The sequence below is a fragment of the Methylobacterium sp. Gmos1 genome, from assembly GCF_053764715.1.
This window is the reverse complement of record NZ_JBSNCC010000027.1, coordinates 1-22,057: the sequence shown is the minus strand read 5'-3', so window position 1 is coordinate 22,057 and position 22,057 is coordinate 1. Positions and strand designations below refer to the sequence as shown.

Here is a 22,057-nt window from a genome sequence, read left to right as displayed (position 1 = left end):
GAGGCGTGCACCGCTTTCCGTGGCACTCCCCGGCCGGTCAGGCCCTCACCTGGAGCAGCGCGGCCTCCAGCTCGCGGCGCAGGCGCTCGGCGGCGAAGCTCGGCTGGCGGTCGGCCGGGACGCAGAGATCGAGGGAGGTCTCGACCGGCATCGTGTCGGGGAAGGGCACCGCCACCATCGTGCCGGCGGTAATCGCGTCGGCGACGGTGGCGCGCGGCAGCACCCCGAGGGCGCCGGCCTGCACGATGAGCGTGCGCTGGAGGTCGAGGGAGGCGGCCTCGAAGGTCGGCACGATCCGGCACCCGGCCTCCGCCGCCGCCCGGTCGATGTAGCTGCGCGCGCCGAAATCCGGGCCCGGCAGCACCCAGCGGTAGCCCGCGAGCGCGGCCGGCGCCGTGCCGCCGTCCCGCGTCACCGGATGATCCGGCGGCGCGATGATGAATTGCGGCAGCCGCACCCGCTTGACCACCGTGATCGCGTCGGAGGCCGGGGCGAAGAAGGTGAGGGCGAGGTCGCAGGAGGCGTCCTCGATCGCCCGTACCGCGTCCTTGGCGGTCCCGGTGCGCAGGCGGGCGCGGACGTTCGGATGCCGGGCCGCGAAGGCGGCGAGCACCGGCACCAGGATCGCCGAGGCGATACCCTCGGCGGCGTGGACGCCGACGAGGCCGCCGCGCAGACCCTTCAGGTCGTCGATCAGGCGCACGACGTGGTCGAGTTCATTGATCGTCCGGTCGAGCTTGGCGGCGAGCAATTCGCCCGCCGCCGTCAGCCGGATGCCGAGCGGGCTGCGCTCCAGGAGCGGCGCGTCCATGTAGTATTCGAGCTGCGAGATGTGCCGCGCCAGCACGTTGGGATGGATGTCGAGCTGGGTGGCGGCGTCGCGCAGCGACGAGCAGCGGGTGACGACCGCGAAGTAGTGGAGAGCGACGATCTTCGCCATGCCGGGAGCCCGTGACCGAGACCGGCTCGCTGCCCAGGAAGGTCAGGCGAGCCGGCACGCAGGGCCGTTATGTGTCACGAAACTCCCGCATCGTCATGGCGCGGCTCAGGCGCCGGGAGCCGCATTCAGGATCGTGCCGCGCAACGCGGCGTAGCTCGTCATCAGGTTGCGATAGTCCGGGATGTGGTCGCCGAGCAGCGTCGCCAGCCCCTCGACGTCCCGGCGCCAGTCGCGGTGCAATTCGCAGGCGACCGCGAACCAGTTCACCAGCTGCACGCCCGCCGCCGACATCCGGTTCCAGGCGCCGTCGCGCACCACCGGGTTGAAGGTGCCGGAGGCGTCGGTGACGGCGAACACCTCGTAGCCCTCCGCGATGGCCGACAGGGCGACGAAGGCGACGCAGACCTCGGTGACGACGCCGGCGATGACGAGCTGCTTGCGGCCGGTCGCCTTCACGGCGGCGACGAAGTCGGGGTTGTCCCAGGCGTTGATCTGGCCGGGCCGGGCGATGAACGGCGCGTCCGGGAACTTGGCCTTCAGCTCCGGCATGATCGGGCCGTTCGGCCCGTCCTCGAAGCTAGTGGTGAGGATGGTCGGCAACTTGAAGTAGGCAGCGAGGTCGGCCACCGCCAGAACGTTGTTCTTGAAGCGGTCGGGATCGAAGTCGCGCACCAGCGACATCAGGCCGGCCTGGTGATCGACGAGCAGGACGACGGCCTGGTCGAGGTCGAGGCGGGTGTAGGGCTTCGTCATCGTCGTCTCCATCGGGGTGGCCGGTGCGGCGCTGCTTCGATGGAGGGGAGTATGTCCGGGAGGTTTCTGGGCGAAAAGAGAAACGATGGAAAACGATCGTTTCCAAATAATGCCCAGTCGCGCCGCAAGGCGGAACTGCGAGAGCGGATGACCGAGGCCGAAAGACCGTGATCCTCGCGGATCACGGCTCCGTCCCGGTCACCGGTAGAACCCGAGGATCGCCTTGGTCTCCAGGTACTCCTCCAGGCCCTCGCGGCCGTACTCGCGGCCGTTGCCCGAGCGCTTGTAGCCGCCGAAGGGCGCGGCCGGGTCCCAGTCGGGCGAATTGAGGTGGACCTGGCCGGCGCGGATCTGCCCGGCCACCGCCCGCACCTGCTCCAGATCGGTGCCCTGCACGTGGGCGCCGAGCCCGTAGATCGTGTCGTTGGCGATCTCGACCGCCTCCTCGACGCCGTCATAGGGCAGGATCGCCAGGACGGGCCCGAAGATCTCCTCCTGGGCGATCGCCATGTCGCGGCGCACCTCGGAGAACACGGTCGGGCGGGCAAACAGGCCGGCCGCCAGGCCGCCGGGCCGCCCGGGGCCGCCGGTGACGAGCTTGGCGCCCTCCTCGATGCCGATCCGGATCATCTGCTGGACGCGGTCGTACTGCGCCCGGTTGGCGATGGCGCCGTGGGTCGTCTCCTCGCGCCGCGGATCGCCGACCACGAAGCCGGCGACCGCCTGCTTGGCCAGGGCCTCGACCTCGTCGAGGCGCGCGCGGGGCACCAGCATCCGGGTCGGCGCGCTGCACGACTGGCCGAGGTTGCGCATCGCCGCGGCGACGCCGAGCGGGATGCAGCGGGCGAGATCCGCGTCCGGCAGCACCACGTTGGGCGACTTGCCGCCGAGCTCCTGCGCCACCCGCTTGACGGTGGGGGCCGCGGCCTGCGCCACCAGCACGCCGGCCCGGGTCGAGCCGGTGATCGAGATCATATCGACCTCCGGATGCGTCGCCAGCGCCTCGCCGACGACCGGCCCGGTGCCGTTGACGAGGTTGAACACGCCCGCCGGGCAGCCGGCGTCGTGCATCACCTCGGCGAAGAGGAGCGCGCTCAAGGGCGACAGCTCGCTCGGCTTCAGCACCACCGTGCAGCCGGCCGCCAGCGCCGGGCCGACCTTCGCGGTGATCTGGTAGAGCGGCCAGTTCCACGGCGTGATGAGCCCGCACACGCCAATCGCCTCGCGGGCGATGGCGGTGGTGCCGCGCTGCGACAGGAACGGATAGGTCGCGAGCAGGTCGCGGGCGACCCGCAGGTGGGCGGCCGCGAGCGGCACCTGCGCCTGGCGCGCATACGTGATGGGGGCGCCCATCTCGGCGCTCAGCGCCCGGGCGAACAGCTCCAGCCGCTCCAGCACCAGCCCGTGGACGCGGTCGAGGAGCGCGGCGCGCTCGTGGGGCGCCGTGCGCGACCAGGCCGGGAAGGCCCGCCGCGCGGCGGCGACCGCCTGCTTGACGTCGCTGGCGTCGCACAGCGCGACTTCGGCGATCACCGTCTCGGTCGCCGGGTCGACGACGCCGGCGCGCTCCGTGCCGGCCGGCTCGCGCCACGCCCCGTCGCCGTAGTAGCGGCCGAGAATGCCGGCCTGCGCCAGGTACCGAAGGGGATCGGTCATTGGAAGCGGTCCTTGAGACGGTAATAGGCGCCGATCACCGGCAGGAACCAGGGCGGGCCGAAATGGCCGGGAATCGCCGGCCAGGCGAACCCGCCCCAGGGGTTCAGCTCGGCGCGCCCGTCCATCACCTCGGCCATGATGGTGCCCATCAGGGTCGACATCTGGGTGCCGTGGCCGCTGTAGCCCATCGAGTAGTAGATCCCGTCGCGCTCGCCGGCCCGGGGGAGGCGGTCGCGGGTCATGTCGACCATGCCGCCCCAGCAATAGTCGATGCGCACGTCCCGCAGCTCGGGGAAGACGTCGTGCAGGGCCGCGCGCAGGATCTCGCCGCTCTTCTCGTCCGAGGCCGGGTTCGACACCGCGAAGCGGGCGCGCCCGCCGAAGAGCAGCCGGTTGTCCGGCGTGGTGCGGAAGTAGTTGACGAGGTTCTTGGTGTCGGTGGCGTTGCGCCGCCGCGGGGTCAGCCGGTCGAGCATCGCGACGGGCAGAGGCTCCGTGGCGATCAGGAAAGCGCCGACCGGCACGATGCGCCGGCGCACCCAGCCGAGCGGCCCGGCCTGCGAGATGCCGCTGGCGAGCAGCACCTGACGCGCCCGCACCGTGCCCTTCGGCGTGCCGACGAGGTGGCCCCCGCCCGGCGCCGCCTTCAGGCTCGTCATCGGCGTGCGCTCGTGGACCGCGACGCCGCGCCGGGCGGCGGCCTCGGCGAGCCCCCGGACGAAGCGCCCGACATGCAGGGCCGCGCTCTTGCGGTAGATCAGGCCGCCGTAATAGCGCTCGGACCCGATCTCGGCGGCCAGGTCGGCGCGGCTCACCATCGCGGTGTCGGGATCGACGGTCGAGGCCAGCAGTTCCTGGCTGCGCGCCAGCTTGTCGTAGTGCTCGGGCTTGGCGGCCAGCTTGATCTTGCCGACGCGAGCGAAGCTGCAATCGATCGCCTCCTCCCGCACCAGCCGCTCGACCGTGTCGACCCCGGCATCGAAGGCGCGGTAGAGCGTGTCGGCGGCGTCCCGGCCGAGCCGTCCCGAGAGGGTGGCGTAATCCTGCGCGAATCCGTTGTTGCACATGCCGCCGTTGCGGCCGGACGCGGCCCCGCCGATGATGTCGGCCTCCAGCAGCACGACGCGGGCGCCCTTCCTGGCGAGCGCCAGGGCGGCGGAGGAGCCGGTCAGGCCGCCGCCGATCACCGCGACGTCGCAGGCGCCCTCGACCGGCCCCGTGGCGCCGCCCGCGAACGGGGCGGACGTGTCCAGCCAATAGGATGTGAGCTTCATAGCGGCACCGGGATCGTGTTTCGGAGAAGCGACGGCGTTTCGCGCGGCGCTAATGGAACGACTGGTTGGCGAGGGCGAAGAGGCGCGCCGGCCCGGTCGGCGGAGTTACCCCGCGCACCATGGTGAGGGCATCGCCGACCTGCGGCAGGCCGATCCCGGTGAGCCACGGCGAGAGGTCCGCCCCTTCGGGCAGGTCGATCCGCACGAAGCCGCCGTCGAGGCGGGCGAGCGCCGCGGCGATCAGGCGGCGCGCCTCGTCCGGGCTCCCGGCAACGACCGGGCCGATCACGTGGCCGCGGCCGAAGGGGCGGGCGATGGCGTAACCGGCGGGCGCGCCGTCGCGCAGGAGAACGCAGCCTTCGCCGGCGGCGATCAGGCGCGCCAGCAGCGGGCGCCGCGCGAAGCCGGTCGCCGCCCGGTCGAGCGCCGCGATCGCCCCGACGTCGCCCGGCCCCATCGCCCGCACGGCCGGGTCCGGCGCGGCCGCGCCGCGGTGCCGGTACGGGCCCTGGTGCTGCCGGACGGTGCCGACCGGCGTGAAGCCGTAGCGCGCGTAGAGCGCGCGGCCCTCGGCGGTCGAGTTGAGGAGCAGGGTCCGCGGGCCCGCCGCCCCGAGCAGCGCCTCGACCAGCCGCGTCCCGTGGCCCCGCCCCTGCGCCGCGCCGGCGACGATGATCATCCCGATCGTGGCGTGGTCGGCCTCGTCGGGGAACCAGGCGGCGGTGCCGATCACCGCGCCGTCGCGCTCCAGGGTGAAGCCGCGGCCGACGCGCAGGGCGAAGTCCCAGTCCTCGAGCCGGTAGGGCCAGGACATCTCCCGCGACAGCGCCAGCGCGCCGGGCAGGTGCGCTGGCGCAAACGGCACCAGGGCGACGGCGTCGGTGGCGATCCGGCGATCCGGGAGGGTTGCGATGTCCATGGAAGGGGCGTCTCAGGCGGTGGCGGGAGGCGCGCCGCGGCATCCGCCCGTGGGGGAGGGCGGTCCCGCGCGTCGCGCCGGAGTTCGAAGCGTGGAGCTAGCTCAGGGCGTGCGCCGCCAGGCCGTAGACGCCGGGGCGCCCGGGCTCGACGAGGGGAAGCGGGGCGCCGCGGGTCAGCGTCCGCACGGTGTCGAACTGGCGCAGGCCCGCCGCCTCCAGGTAGCCCCGCAACGGGCCGGCCTCCTGGCGGGTGTCGAGGCGCACGAACTGACCGTCGAGGCCGGCGAGCAGGCTGGCGACGAGGGCGACGGCCTCCTCCTCGCTCTCCGCCACGACCGGGCCGATGACCGTGCCGCGCCCGAACGCGCGGCGCATGCCGTAGCCGACCAGGCGCCCGTCGCGCCGCAGGCCGCGGATCTCGGCGGTCCGGGCGAGCTGCGCCATCAGCCGCGGGCGCCCGGCGCCGAAGCCGGCCGCGTCGAGCGCCGCGACCGCGTCGAGGTCGGCCGGCGCGAGCACCTCGACCGCGCCGGCGAGCCGGGGCGCGGGCGCCGGCGTCGCGTGGCCCTGGCACTGGTAGACCGTCGCCTGCGGCTCGAAGCCGAGCGAGACGTAGAGGCGGTAGGCGGCGCGGGTCGAGTTCAGGATCAGCCGGCGCTCGCCGCATTGCCGCAGGATGCGCTCCATCATCCAGCGCCCGCCGCCATGGGTCTGGAGGCGCGGCGAGGTGATGACCATACCGATCGTCGCGCAGTCCTCGCCGTGGGGAAACCACATCGCCGAGCCGAACACGCGGCCGATCTCGTCGATGGCGGCGACGCCGTGACCAAGGGCGCGCAGGGCCTCCCAGTCGCCCGGGCGGTGCGGCCACTCGACCCCGAGGGACAGACCGTGGAGCGCTTCCACCTCGACGGTGGCGATGTCCTGCGTCGCGAGCTCGAAGGACTTCAGCCGCATCGTGTTCGGGGGCGTCGTCACCGCATCCTCTCCTTGTCGGCCGGCGCCCTGCGGGCGCGTCACGGGATCCGAGGCCCGCGCCGCACCGTCATGGCGCCACCGCTCGCCGTAAAGATGGCCCGGACCGCGCCGACAATTCCGCTGGAGATCGGGCGGTTTTCGGAATTTTCGCCGCAAAGCCTGCCGGTTTACGGCAGGAGCCCCGGATTCGCGCCGTTACGGTCGAGCCGGTCCAGGGGGACGCCGGGCGCGGCGCGCCGCACGCCGCCCCGCCGGCGATCGGTGCGGCCCCCGACCCTTCAGAGCCCAGCTTTCAAAGTCCAGGAGACCGGCATGTCCCTTCTCGTCACCCTCGACATCGACCCGCGCTTTCCCCCCAAGGAAGCCCTGCCGCTGCCCGAGCGCCTGATCTCGGGCTCGCCCGAATTCAAGACCTGGGCGCAGGACGACACCCGCGACGGGATGATCAAGACCGGCATCTGGGAGGCGACCCCGGGCGAGACCCACTCGATCAAGGGCACCACCTTCGAGTTCTGCCACATCCTCTCCGGCCTGGTCGAGATCGAGGAGACGGGCGGCGAGACCAGGACCTACCGGGCGGGCGACAGCTTCGTGATGAAGCCCGGCTTCGTCGGCATCTGGCGCACGATCGACACGGTGCGCAAGATCTACGTCTGCGTCTACGAGTGAGCGCGGGCGGACCGCACGACATCGTCGGGGAAGGGGAGGCGGCCGGAAGGCCGCCTTTTTCGTGTCAGGCGGCGGGGGCGGCTTCGTTCGCGGTCTGCGGTGCGGCGCCGTCCGAACAAAATCGCTTAGAGAAATGACGCGTAGGGTCGCTCCCGCGCGCCAGCCAACGCTACACGGCACGGCAAGTCGCGTGCTGCGAGAGCAACCGTCGCCGCGCCGAACCCTCCCTCTTCTGCGCAGGGCTGTCCGAGGAAAATCCCCATCAGAATCGAGCGCGGGATCCCCTCTCCCGAATGGGCTACCGCATTCACACATCTCGGGTTCGGGAGCGTCTTCCTCTGGAAACGGCAGCCCTGCGCAGAAGGGGGAAGGGTTCTGGCGTGACGGCGTGAACCGAATGGACGCGACCGGCCCACGGCAAGGGTCCCGGCCGCAGCAGATTGTTGCGCATCGCACCTCCCCACCGGTATCGCCGGCGCGCTGCCGGGACCGGTGATCCGCCACCTCGACGACGCCATCCATCCCCGGCGCGGCGCGTTTCGCAAATTTCGTCATCCAGGATCCGTAGAGGAACGTTGCCGGTCGGACGCCGCCATCCCCGATCCGGCGCTCACGCCAGTCGATGCAGGCCCGCCCACCCGATCTCTTCTGCCGGAACCAGCCCGTGAACTCGCCTTCGACTGCACGACATTCCGCACCGCTCAAGCCGTAACAGAGCCGGACATGCCGCGTCGCCGCCGGAGCCCCGCGCGGCCGCCCGCCGCATAAATTTTGCCGGAACCGCAGATTCGGAATTTTGTGCCGTCCCCTTCCGCGGTTTCGGTGCAAATCGCGAGGCGGATCCGCCACACTGTTCCCATCGAAAACCCGGGCGCCGATCCCAGGGGGATGAGGGCGCCGGACGGGACCGGATGGTACGGGCCTTGCCCCATCCGCGGAATTTCACCCGCCGCCGCCCGGATCGCCGGCGGCGTCGGACGGCCCTCCCGCCCGCGGGCGCGGAGCGGTCCTTGGTACAGCGTCACGGCCCGCAGGACCGGATGTCGCGCAAAGCCCCCGGGCTCTCGACGACCGGTCCGTCCGCCCCTCGTCACGAATCGTCGTCGCGGGATGCGGCCCGCGTCGAGTGAGAGCTTCCCGAACCCCCGCCGACGACGGATCACCGTCGCCCCAGGAGACTTGCGATGAGCGACAGGACGGCCAACTGGACTCCCGGTGACGACGCGATGGTCGAGGCCGCCATCCGGCGCGGTGCCGACCGGCGCGAATTGCTCAGGATGATGCTGGCGGGCGGCGTCGCCCTGTCGGCCGGCACCGCGATCCTCGGCCGCGCAGGCTCCGCGCTCGCCGCCGAGCCGGTCAAGGGCGGCCACCTCAAGATCGCCGGCTTCTCGGCCTCGACCGCCGACACGCTCGACCCGGCCAAGGCCTCGAACGCCACCGACTACACCCGCTGCTGCGCCCTCTACAACCGGCTGACCTACATCAACGGGGCCGGCCAGCTGACGATGGAACTGGCCGACAGCGTCGAGAGCGCCGACGCCAAGACCTGGACCGTCCGCTTGCGCAAGGGCGTCACCTTCCACGACGGCAAGAGCCTGACCGCCAAGGACGTGGCGTTCTCGCTCAAGCGCCACCTCGACCCCGCCACCGGCTCGAAGGTCGCCACGATCGCCAAGCAGTTCGCCGACGTCACCGCCGCCGACGACCTCACCGCCACGATCACGCTGGTCGCCGCCAACGCCGACCTGCCGACGATCCTGGCGCTGCACCACTTCATGATCGTGGCCGACGGCACCACCGACTTCACCAAGGGCAACGGCACCGGGCCGTTCGTGCTGAAGGAGTTCAAGCCGGGCGTCCGCTCGATCGTCGCCCGCAACACCAATTACTGGAAGGCGTCGGGTCCGTACTTCGACACCTTCGAGTATTTTGCGATCTCGGACGAGTCGGCGCGCCTCAACGCGGTCCTGTCGGGCGACATCCATGTCGGCGCCAACCTCAACCCGCGCTCGCTGCGGATCATCGAGGGCAATCCGGCAATCGCCCCCTTCATCAGCAAGCTCGGCACCTACACCAACCTCAACATCCGCCTCGACCTCGCGCCGGGCGACAAGGCCGGGGTGGTCGAGGGCTTCAAGTATCTGGTCAACCGCCCGGTGATCCAGAAGTCGGTGCTGCGCGGCCTCGCCGAGATCGCCAACGACCAGCCGGTCCCGCCGTGGAGCCCCTACTTCAACGCCGAGCTCAAGCAGCGCGAGTTCGACCCTGAGCGGGCGAAGGCCCTGTTCCAGAAGGCCGGCGTGCTCGGCCAGGAGATCCGCATGGTCGCCTCGGACGCGGCCAGCAGCTCGGCCGACTACGCCGCGGTGCTCCAGCAGGCCGGCGGCAAGATCGGCCTGAACCTCGTCATCGACCGCGTCCCCTCGGACGGCTACTGGTCGAACCACTGGCTCAAGGACGCGGTCGGCTTCGGCAACATCAACGCCCGCCCGACCCCGGACATCATCTTCTCGCAGTTCTACCAGTCGGCAGCGCCCTGGAACGAGAGCCGCTACAAGTCGGAGAAGTTCGACGCGATGCTGCTCGAGGCGAGGGGCGCCCTCGACATGGCCAAGCGCAAGCAGATCTACGGCGAGATGCAGGCCATGGTGGCGAACGAGGCCGGCACCGTGATCCCGACCTTCCAGTCGAACCTCGACGGCGTGTCGCCCAAGCTGAAGGGGCTGGTGGCGAATCCGCTCGGCGGCATGATGGCCTACGGCCTCGCCGAGTACGCCTGGTTCGGGGCGTAGACTCCACCGGTTCCGGGGGCGGATGGCCGCCCCCGGGACGAACCTCGTCGACGTCGCCAGCGCGGGCTCGCCCATGAACTCCCTCATCCTCCGCATGGTCGCGGGCCGCGTGGTGGTCACCGTGGTGACGCTGCTGATCGTCGCCGTGGTCATCTTCTTCGCGACCGCGCTCCTGCCCGGGGACGTGGTGCAGATCCTGCTCGGCCAGGCGGCGACGCCCGAGGCGGTCAAGGGCCTGCGCACCGCGATGCATCTCGACCAGCCCGCCGCCCTGCGCTTCCTGATCTGGCTGAAGAACCTCGCGACGGGCGATCTCGGCGTCTCCTACGTCAACGGCATCCCGGTCGCCGAGCAGATCGCCGGCCGGCTGTCGAACTCGCTCAAGCTCGCGGGTGTGACCGCGGCGATCTCGGTGCCGGTCGCGCTGACCCTCGGGATCACGGCCGCGATCCTGCGCGGCACGCTCATCGATCGGATCGTCGCGGTCTTCACCATCGCGGTGATCTCGGTGCCCGAGTTCATGGTCGCGACGCTCTCGGTGATCGTCTTCGCGGTCTATCTCGGCTGGCTGCCGGCCCTGTCGATGACCGGCGACGTCACGACGCTCACGGGCCTCCTCAAGGCCTACGCGATGCCGGTGCTGACCCTGAGCTTCGTCGTCTCGGCGCAGATGATCCGCATGACGCGGGCCGCGGTGATCGAGACCCTGAACACGCCCTACGTCGAGATGGCGCTTCTGAAGGGCGCCTCGCGCCGCCGCATGGTGCTGCACCACGCCCTGCCGAACGCGCTCGGTCCGATCGTCAATGCGGTGGCGCTCTCCCTGTCGTACCTGCTCGGCGGCGTCATCATCGTCGAGACGATCTTCAACTACCCGGGCATCGCCAAGCTGATGCTCGACGCGGTGTCGACCCGCGACCTGCCGCTGATCCAGGGCTGCGCGATGGTGTTCTGCCTCGCCTACCTGCTGCTGATCACGGTCGCCGACATCGTCACCATCGTCTCCAACCCGAGGCTGCGCCACGCATGAGCGTCTCCCTGTCCGGCACGCGGCCGATGCGCCGCCGGCGCCTCGGCTACCGGATCAGCCCGGTCGGCGCGGTCGCCTTCCTGGTGATCCTCGCCTGGGCGATCGTCGCGGTGATCGCGCCCCTGATCGCGCCGCACCCGGTCGGCGAGATCGTCGATTTCGACTTCTTCCAGCCCGTCTCGGGCGCCTACCCGATGGGGACCGACTATCTCGGCCGCGACGTGCTCTCGCGCATCCTGTTCGGCGCCCGCTACACGGTGGGCATCTCGCTCGCCGCCGTCGCCATCGCGTGCATCTCGGGCGTGACCCTCGGCATGGCGGCGGCGGTGATCGGCGGGTTCTTCGACGCCGCGCTCAGCCGCTTCCTCGACGCGCTGATCTCGATCCCGAGCAAGATCCTGGCCCTCGTCCTGGTGGCGGCGGTCGGCTCGTCGATCCCGGTCCTGATCCTGACGCTCGCCGTCATCTACATCCCCGGCTCCTACCGCTTCGCCCGGGCGCTCGCCGTCAACGTCAACGCGATGGACTACGTCACCGTGGCGCGGGTGCGCGGCGAGCGGCTCGGCTACCTGATCCGCGCCGAGATCCTGCCGGGCATCGTCGGCCCGGTCCTGGCCGATCTCGGCCTGCGCTTCGTGTTCATCGTGCTGCTTCTCTCCAGCATGTCGTTCCTCGGCCTCGGCGTGCAGCCGCCGAACGCCGACTGGGGGGCTCTCGTGAAGGAGAATATCGGCGGCCTGTCGCTCGCGGCGCCGGCGGTGATCTTCCCGCTCCTCGCCATCGCCAGCCTGACGATCAGCGTGAACCTCCTCATCGACAACCTGCCCCAGAAGATCCGCGACCGGAGCGAAGACGCATGAGCCGCCTCGTCGAAGTCCGCGACCTGAGGATCGAGGCGCGCACCGATTCCGGCCGCAAGGTCGAGATCATCCGCGGCGTCTCGTTCGACATCGACGAGGGCGAGATCGTCGCCCTGATCGGCGAGAGCGGCTCGGGCAAGACCACGATCGCCCTCGACCTGATGGGCTACACCCGGCCCGGCTGCCGCGTCACCGGCGGTACCGTCACCCTCGACGGCGTCGCGATGAACGCCCTGCCCGAGAGCCGGCGGGCGCAGATGCGCGGCTCGCTCGTCTCCTACGTGCCCCAGAGCGCGGCCGCCGCCTTCAACCCCGCCCACACGATCATGGACCAGGTGGTCGAGGTCGTGCGCATCCACGGGACGATGCCGGTGCCGCAAGCCCGCGCCAAGGCGGTCGCGCTGTTTCGCGCGCTCGCGCTGCCGAACCCCGACACGATCGGCGAGCGCTATCCCCACCAGGTCTCCGGCGGCCAGCTCCAGCGCCTGTCGGCCGCGATGGCGCTGATCGGCGACCCCAAGCTCGTGATATTCGACGAGCCGACGACGGCTCTCGACGTCACCACCCAGGTCGAGGTCCTGCGCGCCTTCAAGTCGGTGATGCGAAAAGGCGGCATCGCCGGCGTCTACGTCTCGCACGACCTCGCGGTGGTGGCGCAGATCGCCGACCGGATCATCGTGCTGCGCCATGGCGAGATCCGGGAGGAGGGCCGCACCGCCGACATCCTCGAGCGCCCCCAGCACCCCTACACCCGCGAGTTGTTGGCGGCCTTCCGCCCGGCCGCCGCGCCGCGCGCGACCCCCCTCGACCAGGACGAGGCGCCGCTCCTCGTGGTGCGCGACGTGGTGGCGGGCTACGGCCGTCCCGACGCCGAGGGCCTGCCGGCGCTCCGCATCCTCAAGGGCGTCGACCTGACGCTGGCGCGCGGGCGCAACCTCGGCATCGTCGGCGAATCGGGCTGCGGCAAGTCCACGCTGGCCCGGGTCATCGCCGGCATCCTGCCGGCGGCCAGGGGCGAGATCCGGCTCGATGGCCGGACGCTCGCCCCCGACTTCCGCAAGCGCCGCCGCGAGGACCTGCGCGACCTCCAGATCGTGTTCCAGTCCGCCGACACCGCGCTCAACCCGCACCAGTCGGTCGGCGAGATCTTAGGCAGGCCGCTCGCCTTCTACCACGGCATGGGCGGGCGGGAGCGCGAGGCGCGGATCGAGCAGCTGCTCGACATGGTGCGGCTGCCCCGGCCCTTGCGCCATCGCCGCCCCGGCGAGTTGTCCGGCGGGCAGAAGCAGCGCGTCAACCTCGCCCGGGCACTCGCGGCGGATGCCCGGCTGATCCTGTGCGATGAGATCACCTCGGCCCTCGACACGGTGGTGGCCGCCGCGATCATCGATCTCCTGAAGGAATTGCAGCGCGAACTGTCGCTGTCCTACCTGTTCATCAGCCACGACATCGAGACCGTGCGGGCGGTCTGCGACGAGGTGGTGGTGATGTACAAGGGCGAGAAGGTCGAGCAGCTGCGCCCCGGCGTGAACGACGGGCAGCCGACCGAGCCCTATTCGCGGCTGCTTTTCTCCTCGGTGCCGCAGCTGCGCACCGGCTGGCTCGACGGCCTGACGCAGGATCCCGCGCTCACCCGGGCCTTCGCGCAGCGTTAGAGCATTGTCCGGCGAAGCGGATACCGGTTCGTCGATGGTATGCGGCAACAAGACCCAAGGCACCCTCCGATCGCGCCGCGATCGGAGGGTGCCTTCCGCGCCCGGGGCCCCCGGGCGCGGTCGTCAGAGCCGGAACATCGTGTCGAGCGGCAGGTACGACCGCACGATCGGCGACTTCAGCACGACGAAGCTGAAATACTGCTCGATGCCGATGTCGAGGTCGAGCAGCCGCTCCATCGTCGTCTGGTACTCGATGACGTCGACGGTGACGAACTTGAGCAGGTAGTCGTAGCCGCCCGAGATCAGGTGGCACTCCATCACCGAGTCGATCTTCTCGATCGCCGCCAGGAACCGGGCGAAGTCGGCCTGGCGGTGGTTCTTCAGCGTCACCTCGGTGAAGACGGTCAGGGCCTGGCCGAGCTTCGACAGGTTGATCTGCGCCGAGTAGTTCGCGATGTAGCCTTCGCTCTGCAGCTTCTTCACCCGCATCAGGCACGGGCTCGGGGACAGGTTCACCCGTTCGGCGAGCTCGACATTGGTGATGCGGCCGTTCTTCTGCAGTTCGGAGAGGATTTTCAGATCGATCCTGTCGAGCTTCATCGGGGTCTGTCTGGTTCGGCGGCGGCGCGGAGGCTTGAAGGAGGCTTGGCGGATTCTTGCCGCTTTTGCCACGCCCCGCAATCGAGCGAACGCGGCCGTGTCCGGCACATTCGCCTTCCGTTTCGTCTCCCGCGGCATGAAATGCCACCGGGCCGCGGCAGTGGCGTCCCGGCCCGACGCGGTTTCCGGCCCGGTGCTTCAGACGACACAGCGATGTCGTTCAATCTGAGGACGCGAGCGAGCGCGAATTGGCGGATAGAAGATGGCCGATCGGCCGCATAGACCATGCAGTCTCTCGGCTTGCAGACAATAATCGAGACCCCGGGAGGGATGAATGCGCGTGCTCGCTGCGCCGCTCGCGGCCTTGTTGATCGTCGGCTACATGGTTCCCGCGGCGGCGCGCTGCCCGCTTTACCTGCCGATGCGCGTCGGCGCGACCACCGGGAACCCGGAGAAGGACACGGTCGGGCTGTTCTGCGCCCAGCCCGAAGCCGCCCTGCCGGCCGCGCCGCGGACCGGCAGCCGCCCCCTGATGCATGTGGGCGCCTCGATGGGAGAGGCCGAGAAGGACACGATGGGCTTCGCCTCGTCGTCGGGGATGGAGCAGGCCGCGCGCTGACCCATCGACCGGGCCGGTCCCTGAATCGCCCATCCGCCGCTCAGGCCGGCCACCACCGAACACGCGCGACGGGTGTGGCAAGGGGGCTTGCCGGCGCCGCACTCCCCGGGTACCTACGGGCAGGTCTCGCGTCGCCGACTCTGTCGCCTGAGTGTGCGGAGACAGAAGACGAGGACCGAGGGCCTGTAGCTCAATGGTTAGAGCCGACCGCTCATAACGTCCGGCTCGCCAAAATTATCCAGCAAAATCAACGCGAAGCGCCTCCGATCACCCCGGAATGTTCGCGGTCGGTTCACGCCAATCTGTAGCGTTTCTGTCGCCGGCCCCTTCATCGCGAAGGCGCGGCCGGTTAGACCATGCTGCATGACCCTCACCATCCCACCCACCGTCCTCGAATGGTCCAAGGGCTTCGCCAGCCTCTCCCCCGGCGTCGTCCCGTGCCGCGGCCTCCGCCCCGACGAATGGCGCGAGACGCATGAGCGCTGCACGGCATTCATTGAGCGCTGGGGAATGCAGGCGCACGCGGCGGGGTGGGAGACGACCCACCTGTTTGGCGTGAGCCCGGACCTCGGCGCGATCCGCGGCGACTTCTGCGGGGTCCTGATCCCCTGCACCCGCGACGTGACCGAGGTCGCCGACGAGTGGATCCGGATCGGGAATGGGCGGGCCTGGCGGCTGGAGTCGGTGAAGATGCCGGGCATGGTGCCGGTATGGGAGAGCAGCGGAACAAGGGCTGTCTCACTTTGACGCGAAGGCGGAGCCTAGTAGGTTGCAACGCAGATCCGCAGGAGCAAACTGCCGATTGCCCTTGTAAGAAGTAGACCTATATGGCAACCATCGCCGAGCTGGTTAGGGGGGGAGGGCTGACGCCATGGGACGTGAAACTCGAGGGACGCCAGCAGCCCTGCAGACGGATATTCGTGACTGCGCAGTTCAAGCTGTGGGCGCAGGGTGATCTTCCAAAGATCCAAGCAACTCACTGGGGTGGGCTGGTTCGGGCAAGCGACCAGATAACGGTACTCATGCGCGCATATCGAGCGGGTGAATCTCTGGAATATGAGCGCCAATTCAAAATTCTTACTCCCTGGGGCGATGGAGTTTGGGAATTTAAAACTGGAGACGTTAGAATTTTTGGTTGGTTTGTGGAGCACGACACATTTGTTGCAAGCATTGGTGGTGATGCCAACTATTTGAAGCAAAACCTGAAGCCAAGGTACGGGGAACGTATCGATAAAGTGGTGACAGAACGAGATGCTTTGAATCTGGACGAGCCTAAGTTCATCAACTCAAAGGATGTTCGCGATGTCATTTCAACTTGATTCTGACGACAAGTCTTTAGCTGGCGCCAGCCTTATCGAACGTACTGTTCGGGAAATTCAGCGAGCTTTTTCAAAAGAAAAGAAGCAGCATGGTCTTACGCAGCAGGCGCTTGCGCAAAAACTTGGGCTCAAACATCGCTCTGTTGTCAATCGGTGGCTTCTTGGGAAAGAAAATCTTAGCTTAAAAACTATTGGTGAATTAGCTTGGGCTCTTAACAAAAGGGCAACCATCAAGTTTGAAGATATCGATGATGGTAATTTTTTTGAAGCAGCCCCTCCTCAACAGGCAGCTGGAAAACCATCGTCTATTATCGGCGCATCATCAAAATCTATTGGTAATTGGACTTCGACAAAATCAAAAGTGACGAAAGCTGAAACAGCGGTGCTCGAAAATGCCCAATAAAGCAAAATCTTTCATACCGTATGGCACTACTATTTTCTGTGAAGATATTCGCCAGGAAGTAGGCGGGTCATTAACTATTGTTGGCGCAATACAGAAAAATATTATTATTCCTGAATTTCCGGTTATTATACCTAAGTTTGGTATGATGACTGTCGTTGTGCTTCCGAGAGATAAGCCGAAAAATCTCGATATAAATTTGCAGATATTCATTCCTGGAGATGAAGATATTCCCACGATATCGCACCCTAGTCATGTTAGGACAGAAGACATAATGACCGAACGAGATCACAGTGACTTAGACGTGCCACCGCATTATAAACTACTCCAGCACATTGTTCTCTCGCCCTTTGAAATAAAGCAAGAAGGATTTGTAAAAGTAAGATTAAATATAAATGGAGAAACTATAAAAGCCGGAGCTATTAGAATTTTGAAGGCGCATTCTTAATAAATTAGATGGCAATTAGACATTTAATATGGCTTTGATAGTAATTATTAATTCCATCGTCTCTTTGTTCATTGTTGCATGACGACTGGTAAGATGGCTTGATAGGTGAACCGGCGGCGACACATCTACCAACCGACCTCGGCCTGTCCACCTCATCGCCTAGTGGCTGCACGAGCACTCGCGCGAGCGACACACATGGTGGCCTGCTTGGGCGGATCTAGACCCAGCCGACCCTCTCGACGAGGGGCTGATCCGGACGGCCTACGACCGAGCACGGGACTTCGTGGCGATGTACGTCAAGGACGAGGGGTGAGGCGCGACCGCAGCCCCCGCCGGGCCTACGACGAGGAGGGGCGCGAGATCGCGCCGCCGACCCTCAAGGACTGCCGGGCGCAGGGCGATACGACAGCCTGGGTCTGGTGCCACGACTGCCGGCACGATGCGACGATCAGCACCGACCGGTTCCCGGACGACCTTCCGTTCCCCGACATTGCGCTCCACCTGCGCTGTTCGGCCTGCAATGGTCGGCGCGTCGGCGTGATGATGGACATCGAGGCCTACTACGCCCGGCTCTCCGCAGAGACCGGATGGAAGATGGAGGTGAAGCCGTGGCCGGGCCGGGACAGCAAAAAGCCCGCCGCGGGATGACCCGGGCGGGCTGAGGCATCAATCCCCGCGCCTGCGGGGAACACCTCGGCAGGCGGATGTTGAGGGTGTTGCCGATCGGTTCATCCCCGCGCATGCGGGGAACACTCTTCTCACAAGATATTCATGGCACGATGCTTTTCAGGGCGCAACGGATATACCGGTGGAACGAGCGTCCTCGGCGGAACGGAGCACCGACGAAAAAGCCCCGCTCGACGGCTGCCGGCGGGGCTGGAGGCGGGGGCCTCGTTTCCGAGGAGACGCGTGGCCAACGGGCTGGCGGTGAGGCGGGTTCCAGCTATGGCGTCTCGGACCCGTAGCCCACGCCGTTGTCGAGCCAGGGCCGAACCGCGGCGGCCAGCCAATCGAGTTCTGGGCTGACGATCGTGAGGTAGAGCACGATGCCGATCGCCACCGCCCAAGCCAGGGCTAGGGTCCAGCGGCCCGCCGGCGTCACGCCGCGCCCGAACAGGTTGGGCCCCTGCACCAGCGCGCCGATCCCAACGATGATGCCGATCCGCCAACCGTCGTAGAGCGCGTTGTTCACGAGATAGGAAGGCTGCCCGGATAGCCGCCAGAACACCGACCACAGCGCGTTGACCGCGACCGAGAACATGATGAGCCACACCGCCAGAACGGCACGCTGGTCGCGCTCCGGCCAGTGGGGCGCGAGCAGCACCCGCATCGCCGCCGGCAGGTAGGAGATGCTGCCAACCGCGCAGAACCCGGTCGCGATGGCGATGATGAGCTCGTTGAGGGGCCGATAAGGGGTGGCCCAGGCGAGCGCCCAGTACGCCAGCCCAAGAGACACCATGGCCCACGCCGTGGGCCGCCATAGTACCCGCCTAACCGCGGTCCACATCCCGGTCGACCTCCTCCAGCACGCCGCGCAGCATCGCCTGGATGCGGCTCTCATTTTTCATGGCCTGGCCGGCCGTGGCGACGATGCCCATGGCAGCCCGGTCATTCGCATTGCTGGACCGGGCCAGCGCCCGCTCGAGCTCGGCGGATCTCTCGCGGATCTCAGCACGGGGCGGCGCCCAAGGGCACGCCCCGCACGGTGGCGGGGGTGGCGACTGCCGGATCCAAGTGAGCATGGCGCGGATCACTCCCATCAGGCGCCCCCGGGCGGCGGGGTGGGCGAGGGACGGGCAATGCCACCGTGCCAGACCAACCGCTCGATCGCGGTACCGTTCGCCGTCACGGTGCTCTGGAGGCCGCGCAGCGCATCGGAGTTGCCCCGAGCGATCAGGATCAGGTCGTGGATGCCCTGGCCGACCTCGCGCAAGGACGCGGTCCGGTCGGCCTGGGTCTGGCTGATGACGTTGAGCGCGCCGGTGTTCGAATTCAGGGCGTTGAGCACCTGCTGCATGTCGACGAACCGGCGCTCGTGCAGTGCCTCGGTCTGCCGCTGCCAGTCCTCGCGCTGCTCTTCGTGCGCCTTCTGCACGACCTCAAGGCGCGTGGCGGCCTGGGCGTCGCGCCGGCGCATCTCCCACCACAGGCCGAGGATCGCGGCGAGGGCGAGCACCAGGAGCGCGCCGGTGATTCCGCCGTCGGTGGCGAGACGCTTAGCAGCCTCCTCGACCCCGGGCGGCAGGCCAGGGGTGTCGGCCATGGCGACGGCGATCAGGTCCATCGTCTACCGCCGGCCCGCGCCGCACACCGCGGTCCACTTGGCATTGTGCGCCCGGACCTGCCGACGCGTCTCCGGCGTGTCCCGGCTCGAATAGGTGATTGGCCTGGCGACCACGCACCAGCGCGCCGCGTCCACCTGGATTTCGGGCGAGGTGCAGGTCATCTGTGCGAACAGGAACGCCACGCCGGTGCAGGTGAGCGTCATGGTCAGTCCCTTTTAAACGGGTCAGCCGGATCCTCGGGTGCGGCCGCGGTGGCATCGGCCGCAGCCCGGGCGGCGGCCTCCTGGCGCTCCGCTTCGGCGCGGGAGGAGGCGTGTTGCTGCGCCGCCCCCACCTCGCGCTGCGCCTCGGCCGCGCGCATCCCGTCCACCCACCGGATGAACGCGTTAACCGCGGCCTCGCCGGCTGTTCGGGCGATCAGCCCGGCGAGGTAGGTGCCGATGGCCGAAAGGCTGAACATCAGCCCGCCTTGACGGTCGGCGCCGTCGTGGTCGGCCCGGCCGCGGTCGGTGTGCTGGTGGCCAGGGAGGCGCCCTCCTCGACCGGCAGCAGGGCGATGATGTGGTCCCGGATCGCGTTGACGCCGCCGGTCCAGGAGATCAGCCAGCCGGGCGCGTGCTGCACGACGTAATTCAGCGCGTTGGCGAGTACGGCGTTGCCGACATCGAACGAGAGCGCCCGGTCCTTGGTCGCGCCCGCCACCGTGTTCATCCCGAACGCGATGGCCTTCTCGACGAGCTGCTGGGTGACGATGCCCTTGACCAGGGCGCCGATCGTGGTGGGCAATCGACGGCAGGCGTAGGTCACCACCGCCATGATGATCGCCACCACGGCTTCCTGGAACGCGGCCGCGTAGGAGGCGATCCAGGTGCCGAGCGGCACGGTGACCACCGCGGTGTCGGTCGCCGGCTGGGCGACGGTGGCGGTAGCCTGGGCGAAGGCCGGAGAGCAGACGCAGGCGAGCGCCAGCGCCGCGAGGAAGATGCGGGGCATGATGGTGTCCTGATTGTGGGGAGCTCGGCTGACCCGGCCGGCGCGGGAATGAATCCGGAATAATTTTTCCGGGATTAGACAGGGCGCGGGTCGTTCAGGCCGGCGCCTTGGCGCCGTCGATCGCCGCCCAGGTGCCGGGGCCGCAGATGCCATCGGCGACGATCCCGTGCGCCCGCTGGTAGGCACGCACGCTCGCCTCGGTCAGGGCGCCGAAGACGCCATCGACGGTGACGCCGATCGCCGCCTGCATGGTGCGAACGGCCTCGCCGCTGGCGCCGCGTCGAAGCGTCGGCCGACCGGTCGCATCCTTCGCCGGCACGAGCGGCCGCACCGGAGCGCCGTTCATGATGCCAGCGACCCTGGCGCGGAACGCCGTCATGTCGATCCCCGCGGGGTCGATCTTGCGGCCCTTCGGCAGCGCCCATTCCCGGTGTGCCACCGCCATGATCGGCTGCGCGCCGACATGGGACAGGACCGCGGCACAGAGCCGGGCGTAGGCGTCCAGCTGCACCTCGGGCCACGGCTCGCCGACGCCCGTGTTCTCGGCCTCGACGCCGATGCTCGAGGAGTTGCCGGCCTTAATCCCCTGCCAGGCGCCCGGGCCGGCATGGTAGGCGAGCCCGGCCGCCACGACGTAGCAGGTACCATCCCGGCCGAGTGCGACGTTGCAGAGCGGTCCGGCGAGATCGGGCCGCCCCTTGGTGACGGTGGTGAGCGACGGCATGTTGCCGGTCTTCGGGCCCGCCGTGTGGTGCAGCATCACCATCCGGATCGTGCCGAGCTCGGCATGGCCACGGGTCTGCCAGCCCGCGACCTCGGCGACTTTGAGGCCGGCGGCGCGCAGCACGTCTGCGAGCCAGGTTGCGTTCGGCATCACGCCTCTCCTGTGCTGGTGCGTGTTGCGCGCTGGCGCCGCTTGCGGGGCGCCTCCACGCCGCCCTCAGCTGCCGGCAAGTCGTGGTCCAGCGTCGCGTCGTGCTCGCCGTGGTCGAGGCCGCACAGGCAGCCGTCGGCGTGATCGTGATCGTCGGGCGCGCGGGCGCGCTCCGCGGGATGGCTCACGGTCATCGGGATCTCCGGATTGTGAGGGGTGGGACGCGGCGTCAGTTCGGCGCGTAGGTGCCGTTGAGCGTGCCCGACGGCTTCACGAAGCCCGCACCGTTGAAGGCGTTGGCAACGACGTAGTGGAACGGGCTGTCGTTCTGGATCTGGAGCAGCGTGACGGTGTTGCCCGCGATCCGGTTCCAGCGGGTTCCGACCATGTGGATGAGGCCGGCCGTCTGCTGGACGACAGGGTTCACGCGGGTGCCCTGGTTCGGGGTCGGGCTGGTGTTGAACATCACGCCGTTCAGCATCGTCGTGCCGCCGGCTGCGAGCACGGTCACCGCAGTCCCAATGTCCTGGATCGAACCGCCCGAGGCGTTGAACTGCCCGCCGTAGACCGCGAGCTGCGGCGCGTTGTTCGCACCCCAGAGCCGGATGTTGGCGACAAGCCCTTCGCCGCCGTCCCAACGCACCTTCGGGATGCCCAGCGTGCCGCCCGCCGTCGAGGACAGGATGCCGATGTGGAAGTCGCCCGCGAGATTGCGGAAATAGGCGGCGTCGCCGTCGAGCTGGAGGAGGCCGATCTGGCGCGCTGCGCCGTTCGTGCCGTTGGCGTTGCCGAGCAGGCTCGATCCGTAGAGGTTCGCGGTCTTGATGTCCAAGCCGTCGATCCGGCCCAGCTCGGCGCACACCGAATTGCCGTCCGTCGCAACGGTCAGCAGTGTGCCGTTCATAGCTACATCCCACGGCCAGCAGTGCAGCGTGGTGATGTGCGAGAAGTCGTAGAGGCCGTCCAGGACGATGCCCCGGTTGAAAGCC

At 68.6% G+C, this 22,057-nt stretch carries 25 protein-coding genes and 1 pseudogene; 11 read left to right on the top strand and 15 right to left on the bottom strand.

Features of this window, described 5'->3' with window-relative positions:
• Positions 1-37: 37 nt before the first annotated feature.
• From ACS5PV_RS29625 to ACS5PV_RS29600, 6 genes are all read right to left on the bottom strand, one after another.
• Entirely contained in the window at positions 38-940 is a 903-nt protein-coding gene (locus tag ACS5PV_RS29625; protein WP_455398919.1) for a LysR family transcriptional regulator, read from the bottom strand.
• Between the two features lie 105 nt (positions 941-1,045).
• The gene (gene ycaC / locus ACS5PV_RS29620) at positions 1,046-1,693 is read right to left on the bottom strand and encodes an isochorismate family cysteine hydrolase YcaC (RefSeq protein ID WP_455398918.1); all 648 of its coding nucleotides are present in this window, start codon (positions 1,691-1,693) and stop codon (positions 1,046-1,048) included.
• Positions 1,694-1,891: 198 nt separating this feature from the next.
• Positions 1,892-3,349, bottom strand: coding sequence for an aldehyde dehydrogenase family protein (locus ACS5PV_RS29615; RefSeq protein WP_455398917.1), 1,458 nt, complete (start codon positions 3,347-3,349; stop codon positions 1,892-1,894).
• A complete protein-coding gene (locus ACS5PV_RS29610) occupies positions 3,346-4,623 on the bottom strand; it encodes an NAD(P)/FAD-dependent oxidoreductase (protein ID WP_455398916.1) in 1,278 nt (425 codons plus the stop codon). The genes ACS5PV_RS29615 and ACS5PV_RS29610 overlap by 4 nt, the downstream gene beginning before the upstream one ends.
• Before the next feature lie 49 nt (positions 4,624-4,672).
• The gene (locus ACS5PV_RS29605) at positions 4,673-5,542 is read right to left on the bottom strand and encodes a GNAT family N-acetyltransferase (RefSeq protein WP_455398915.1); all 870 of its coding nucleotides are present in this window, start codon (positions 5,540-5,542) and stop codon (positions 4,673-4,675) included.
• A gap of 97 nt (positions 5,543-5,639) precedes the next feature.
• The gene (locus tag ACS5PV_RS29600; protein ID WP_455398914.1) at positions 5,640-6,521 is read right to left on the bottom strand and encodes a GNAT family N-acetyltransferase; all 882 of its coding nucleotides are present in this window, start codon (positions 6,519-6,521) and stop codon (positions 5,640-5,642) included.
• 312 nt (positions 6,522-6,833) lie between these two features.
• On the opposite strand from ACS5PV_RS29600, the gene ACS5PV_RS29595 reads away from it, so the two are divergent.
• The 5 genes from ACS5PV_RS29595 (at position 6,834) to ACS5PV_RS29575 (ending at position 13,530) form a co-directional block, all read left to right on the top strand.
• Positions 6,834-7,190, top strand: a complete 357-nt coding sequence (locus tag ACS5PV_RS29595; protein WP_455398913.1) for a cupin domain-containing protein — start codon at positions 6,834-6,836, stop codon at positions 7,188-7,190.
• 1,184 nt (positions 7,191-8,374) lie between these two features.
• Positions 8,375-9,985, top strand: coding sequence for an ABC transporter substrate-binding protein (locus tag ACS5PV_RS29590; RefSeq protein ID WP_455398912.1), 1,611 nt, complete (start codon positions 8,375-8,377; stop codon positions 9,983-9,985).
• Positions 9,986-10,058: 73 nt separating this feature from the next.
• Complete coding sequence (locus tag ACS5PV_RS29585; protein WP_455398911.1) at positions 10,059-11,015, top strand: ABC transporter permease; 957 nt, start codon at positions 10,059-10,061, stop codon at positions 11,013-11,015.
• Positions 11,012-11,875: an ABC transporter permease gene (locus ACS5PV_RS29580; RefSeq protein WP_455398910.1), complete on the top strand. Its 864-nt coding sequence runs from the start codon at positions 11,012-11,014 to the stop codon at positions 11,873-11,875. The genes ACS5PV_RS29585 and ACS5PV_RS29580 overlap by 4 nt, the downstream gene beginning before the upstream one ends.
• Positions 11,872-13,530 (top strand): ABC transporter ATP-binding protein, encoded by a 1,659-nt coding sequence (locus ACS5PV_RS29575; RefSeq protein ID WP_455398909.1) that lies wholly within the window; start codon positions 11,872-11,874, stop codon positions 13,528-13,530. The genes ACS5PV_RS29580 and ACS5PV_RS29575 overlap by 4 nt, the downstream gene beginning before the upstream one ends.
• Before the next feature lie 123 nt (positions 13,531-13,653).
• Here ACS5PV_RS29575 and ACS5PV_RS29570 read toward each other — a convergent pair whose 3' ends face one another.
• Positions 13,654-14,130: an Lrp/AsnC family transcriptional regulator gene (locus ACS5PV_RS29570; protein ID WP_093564527.1), complete on the bottom strand. Its 477-nt coding sequence runs from the start codon at positions 14,128-14,130 to the stop codon at positions 13,654-13,656.
• A gap of 334 nt (positions 14,131-14,464) precedes the next feature.
• Between ACS5PV_RS29570 and ACS5PV_RS29565 the strand changes: the two genes are divergently transcribed.
• From ACS5PV_RS29565 to ACS5PV_RS29540, 6 genes are all read left to right on the top strand, one after another.
• Positions 14,465-14,749: a hypothetical protein gene (locus tag ACS5PV_RS29565; protein ID WP_455398908.1), complete on the top strand. Its 285-nt coding sequence runs from the start codon at positions 14,465-14,467 to the stop codon at positions 14,747-14,749.
• A 363-nt stretch (positions 14,750-15,112) separates the two neighbouring features.
• The gene (locus ACS5PV_RS29560; protein ID WP_455398907.1) at positions 15,113-15,496 is read left to right on the top strand and encodes a hypothetical protein; all 384 of its coding nucleotides are present in this window, start codon (positions 15,113-15,115) and stop codon (positions 15,494-15,496) included.
• Positions 15,497-15,576: 80 nt separating this feature from the next.
• Positions 15,577-16,068, top strand: coding sequence for a hypothetical protein (locus tag ACS5PV_RS29555; RefSeq protein WP_455398906.1), 492 nt, complete (start codon positions 15,577-15,579; stop codon positions 16,066-16,068).
• Positions 16,052-16,471: a helix-turn-helix transcriptional regulator gene (locus ACS5PV_RS29550; protein WP_455398905.1), complete on the top strand. Its 420-nt coding sequence runs from the start codon at positions 16,052-16,054 to the stop codon at positions 16,469-16,471. The genes ACS5PV_RS29555 and ACS5PV_RS29550 overlap by 17 nt, the downstream gene beginning before the upstream one ends.
• Positions 16,461-16,916 (top strand): DUF6941 family protein, encoded by a 456-nt coding sequence (locus ACS5PV_RS29545; RefSeq protein ID WP_455398904.1) that lies wholly within the window; start codon positions 16,461-16,463, stop codon positions 16,914-16,916. The genes ACS5PV_RS29550 and ACS5PV_RS29545 overlap by 11 nt, the downstream gene beginning before the upstream one ends.
• 309 nt (positions 16,917-17,225) lie before the next feature.
• The gene (locus tag ACS5PV_RS29540) at positions 17,226-17,564 is read left to right on the top strand and encodes a hypothetical protein (RefSeq protein WP_455398903.1); all 339 of its coding nucleotides are present in this window, start codon (positions 17,226-17,228) and stop codon (positions 17,562-17,564) included.
• A 295-nt stretch (positions 17,565-17,859) separates the two neighbouring features.
• On the opposite strand, the gene ACS5PV_RS29535 is transcribed toward ACS5PV_RS29540, so the two are convergent.
• The 8 genes and pseudogenes from ACS5PV_RS29535 to ACS5PV_RS29500 all read right to left on the bottom strand — a co-directional run.
• Positions 17,860-18,375: a hypothetical protein gene (locus tag ACS5PV_RS29535; protein WP_455398902.1), complete on the bottom strand. Its 516-nt coding sequence runs from the start codon at positions 18,373-18,375 to the stop codon at positions 17,860-17,862.
• Positions 18,376-18,675: 300 nt separating this feature from the next.
• Positions 18,676-19,200 (bottom strand): hypothetical protein, encoded by a 525-nt coding sequence (locus ACS5PV_RS29530; protein ID WP_455398901.1) that lies wholly within the window; start codon positions 19,198-19,200, stop codon positions 18,676-18,678.
• A 3-nt stretch (positions 19,201-19,203) separates the two neighbouring features.
• Positions 19,204-19,404 carry a hypothetical protein gene (locus tag ACS5PV_RS29525; RefSeq protein WP_455398900.1) on the bottom strand — a complete coding sequence of 67 codons (201 nt, stop codon included), beginning with the start codon at positions 19,402-19,404 and terminating at the stop codon, positions 19,204-19,206.
• Positions 19,405-19,406: 2 nt separating this feature from the next.
• Entirely contained in the window at positions 19,407-19,661 is a 255-nt protein-coding gene (locus ACS5PV_RS29520) for a hypothetical protein (RefSeq protein WP_455398899.1), read from the bottom strand.
• Positions 19,661-20,194 (bottom strand): hypothetical protein, encoded by a 534-nt coding sequence (locus tag ACS5PV_RS29515; protein ID WP_455398898.1) that lies wholly within the window; start codon positions 20,192-20,194, stop codon positions 19,661-19,663. Before ACS5PV_RS29515 ends, ACS5PV_RS29520 begins: the two co-directional genes overlap by 1 nt.
• Before the next feature lie 94 nt (positions 20,195-20,288).
• On the bottom strand, positions 20,289-21,068 hold the full coding sequence (locus ACS5PV_RS29510; protein ID WP_455398897.1) for a peptidoglycan recognition protein family protein: 780 nt from the start codon (positions 21,066-21,068) through the stop codon (positions 20,289-20,291).
• Complete coding sequence (locus ACS5PV_RS29505) at positions 21,068-21,262, bottom strand: hypothetical protein (RefSeq protein ID WP_455398896.1); 195 nt, start codon at positions 21,260-21,262, stop codon at positions 21,068-21,070. The genes ACS5PV_RS29510 and ACS5PV_RS29505 overlap by 1 nt, the downstream gene beginning before the upstream one ends.
• A gap of 35 nt (positions 21,263-21,297) precedes the next feature.
• Positions 21,298-22,057, bottom strand: a pseudogene (locus ACS5PV_RS29500) (hypothetical protein); the annotation flags it as partial.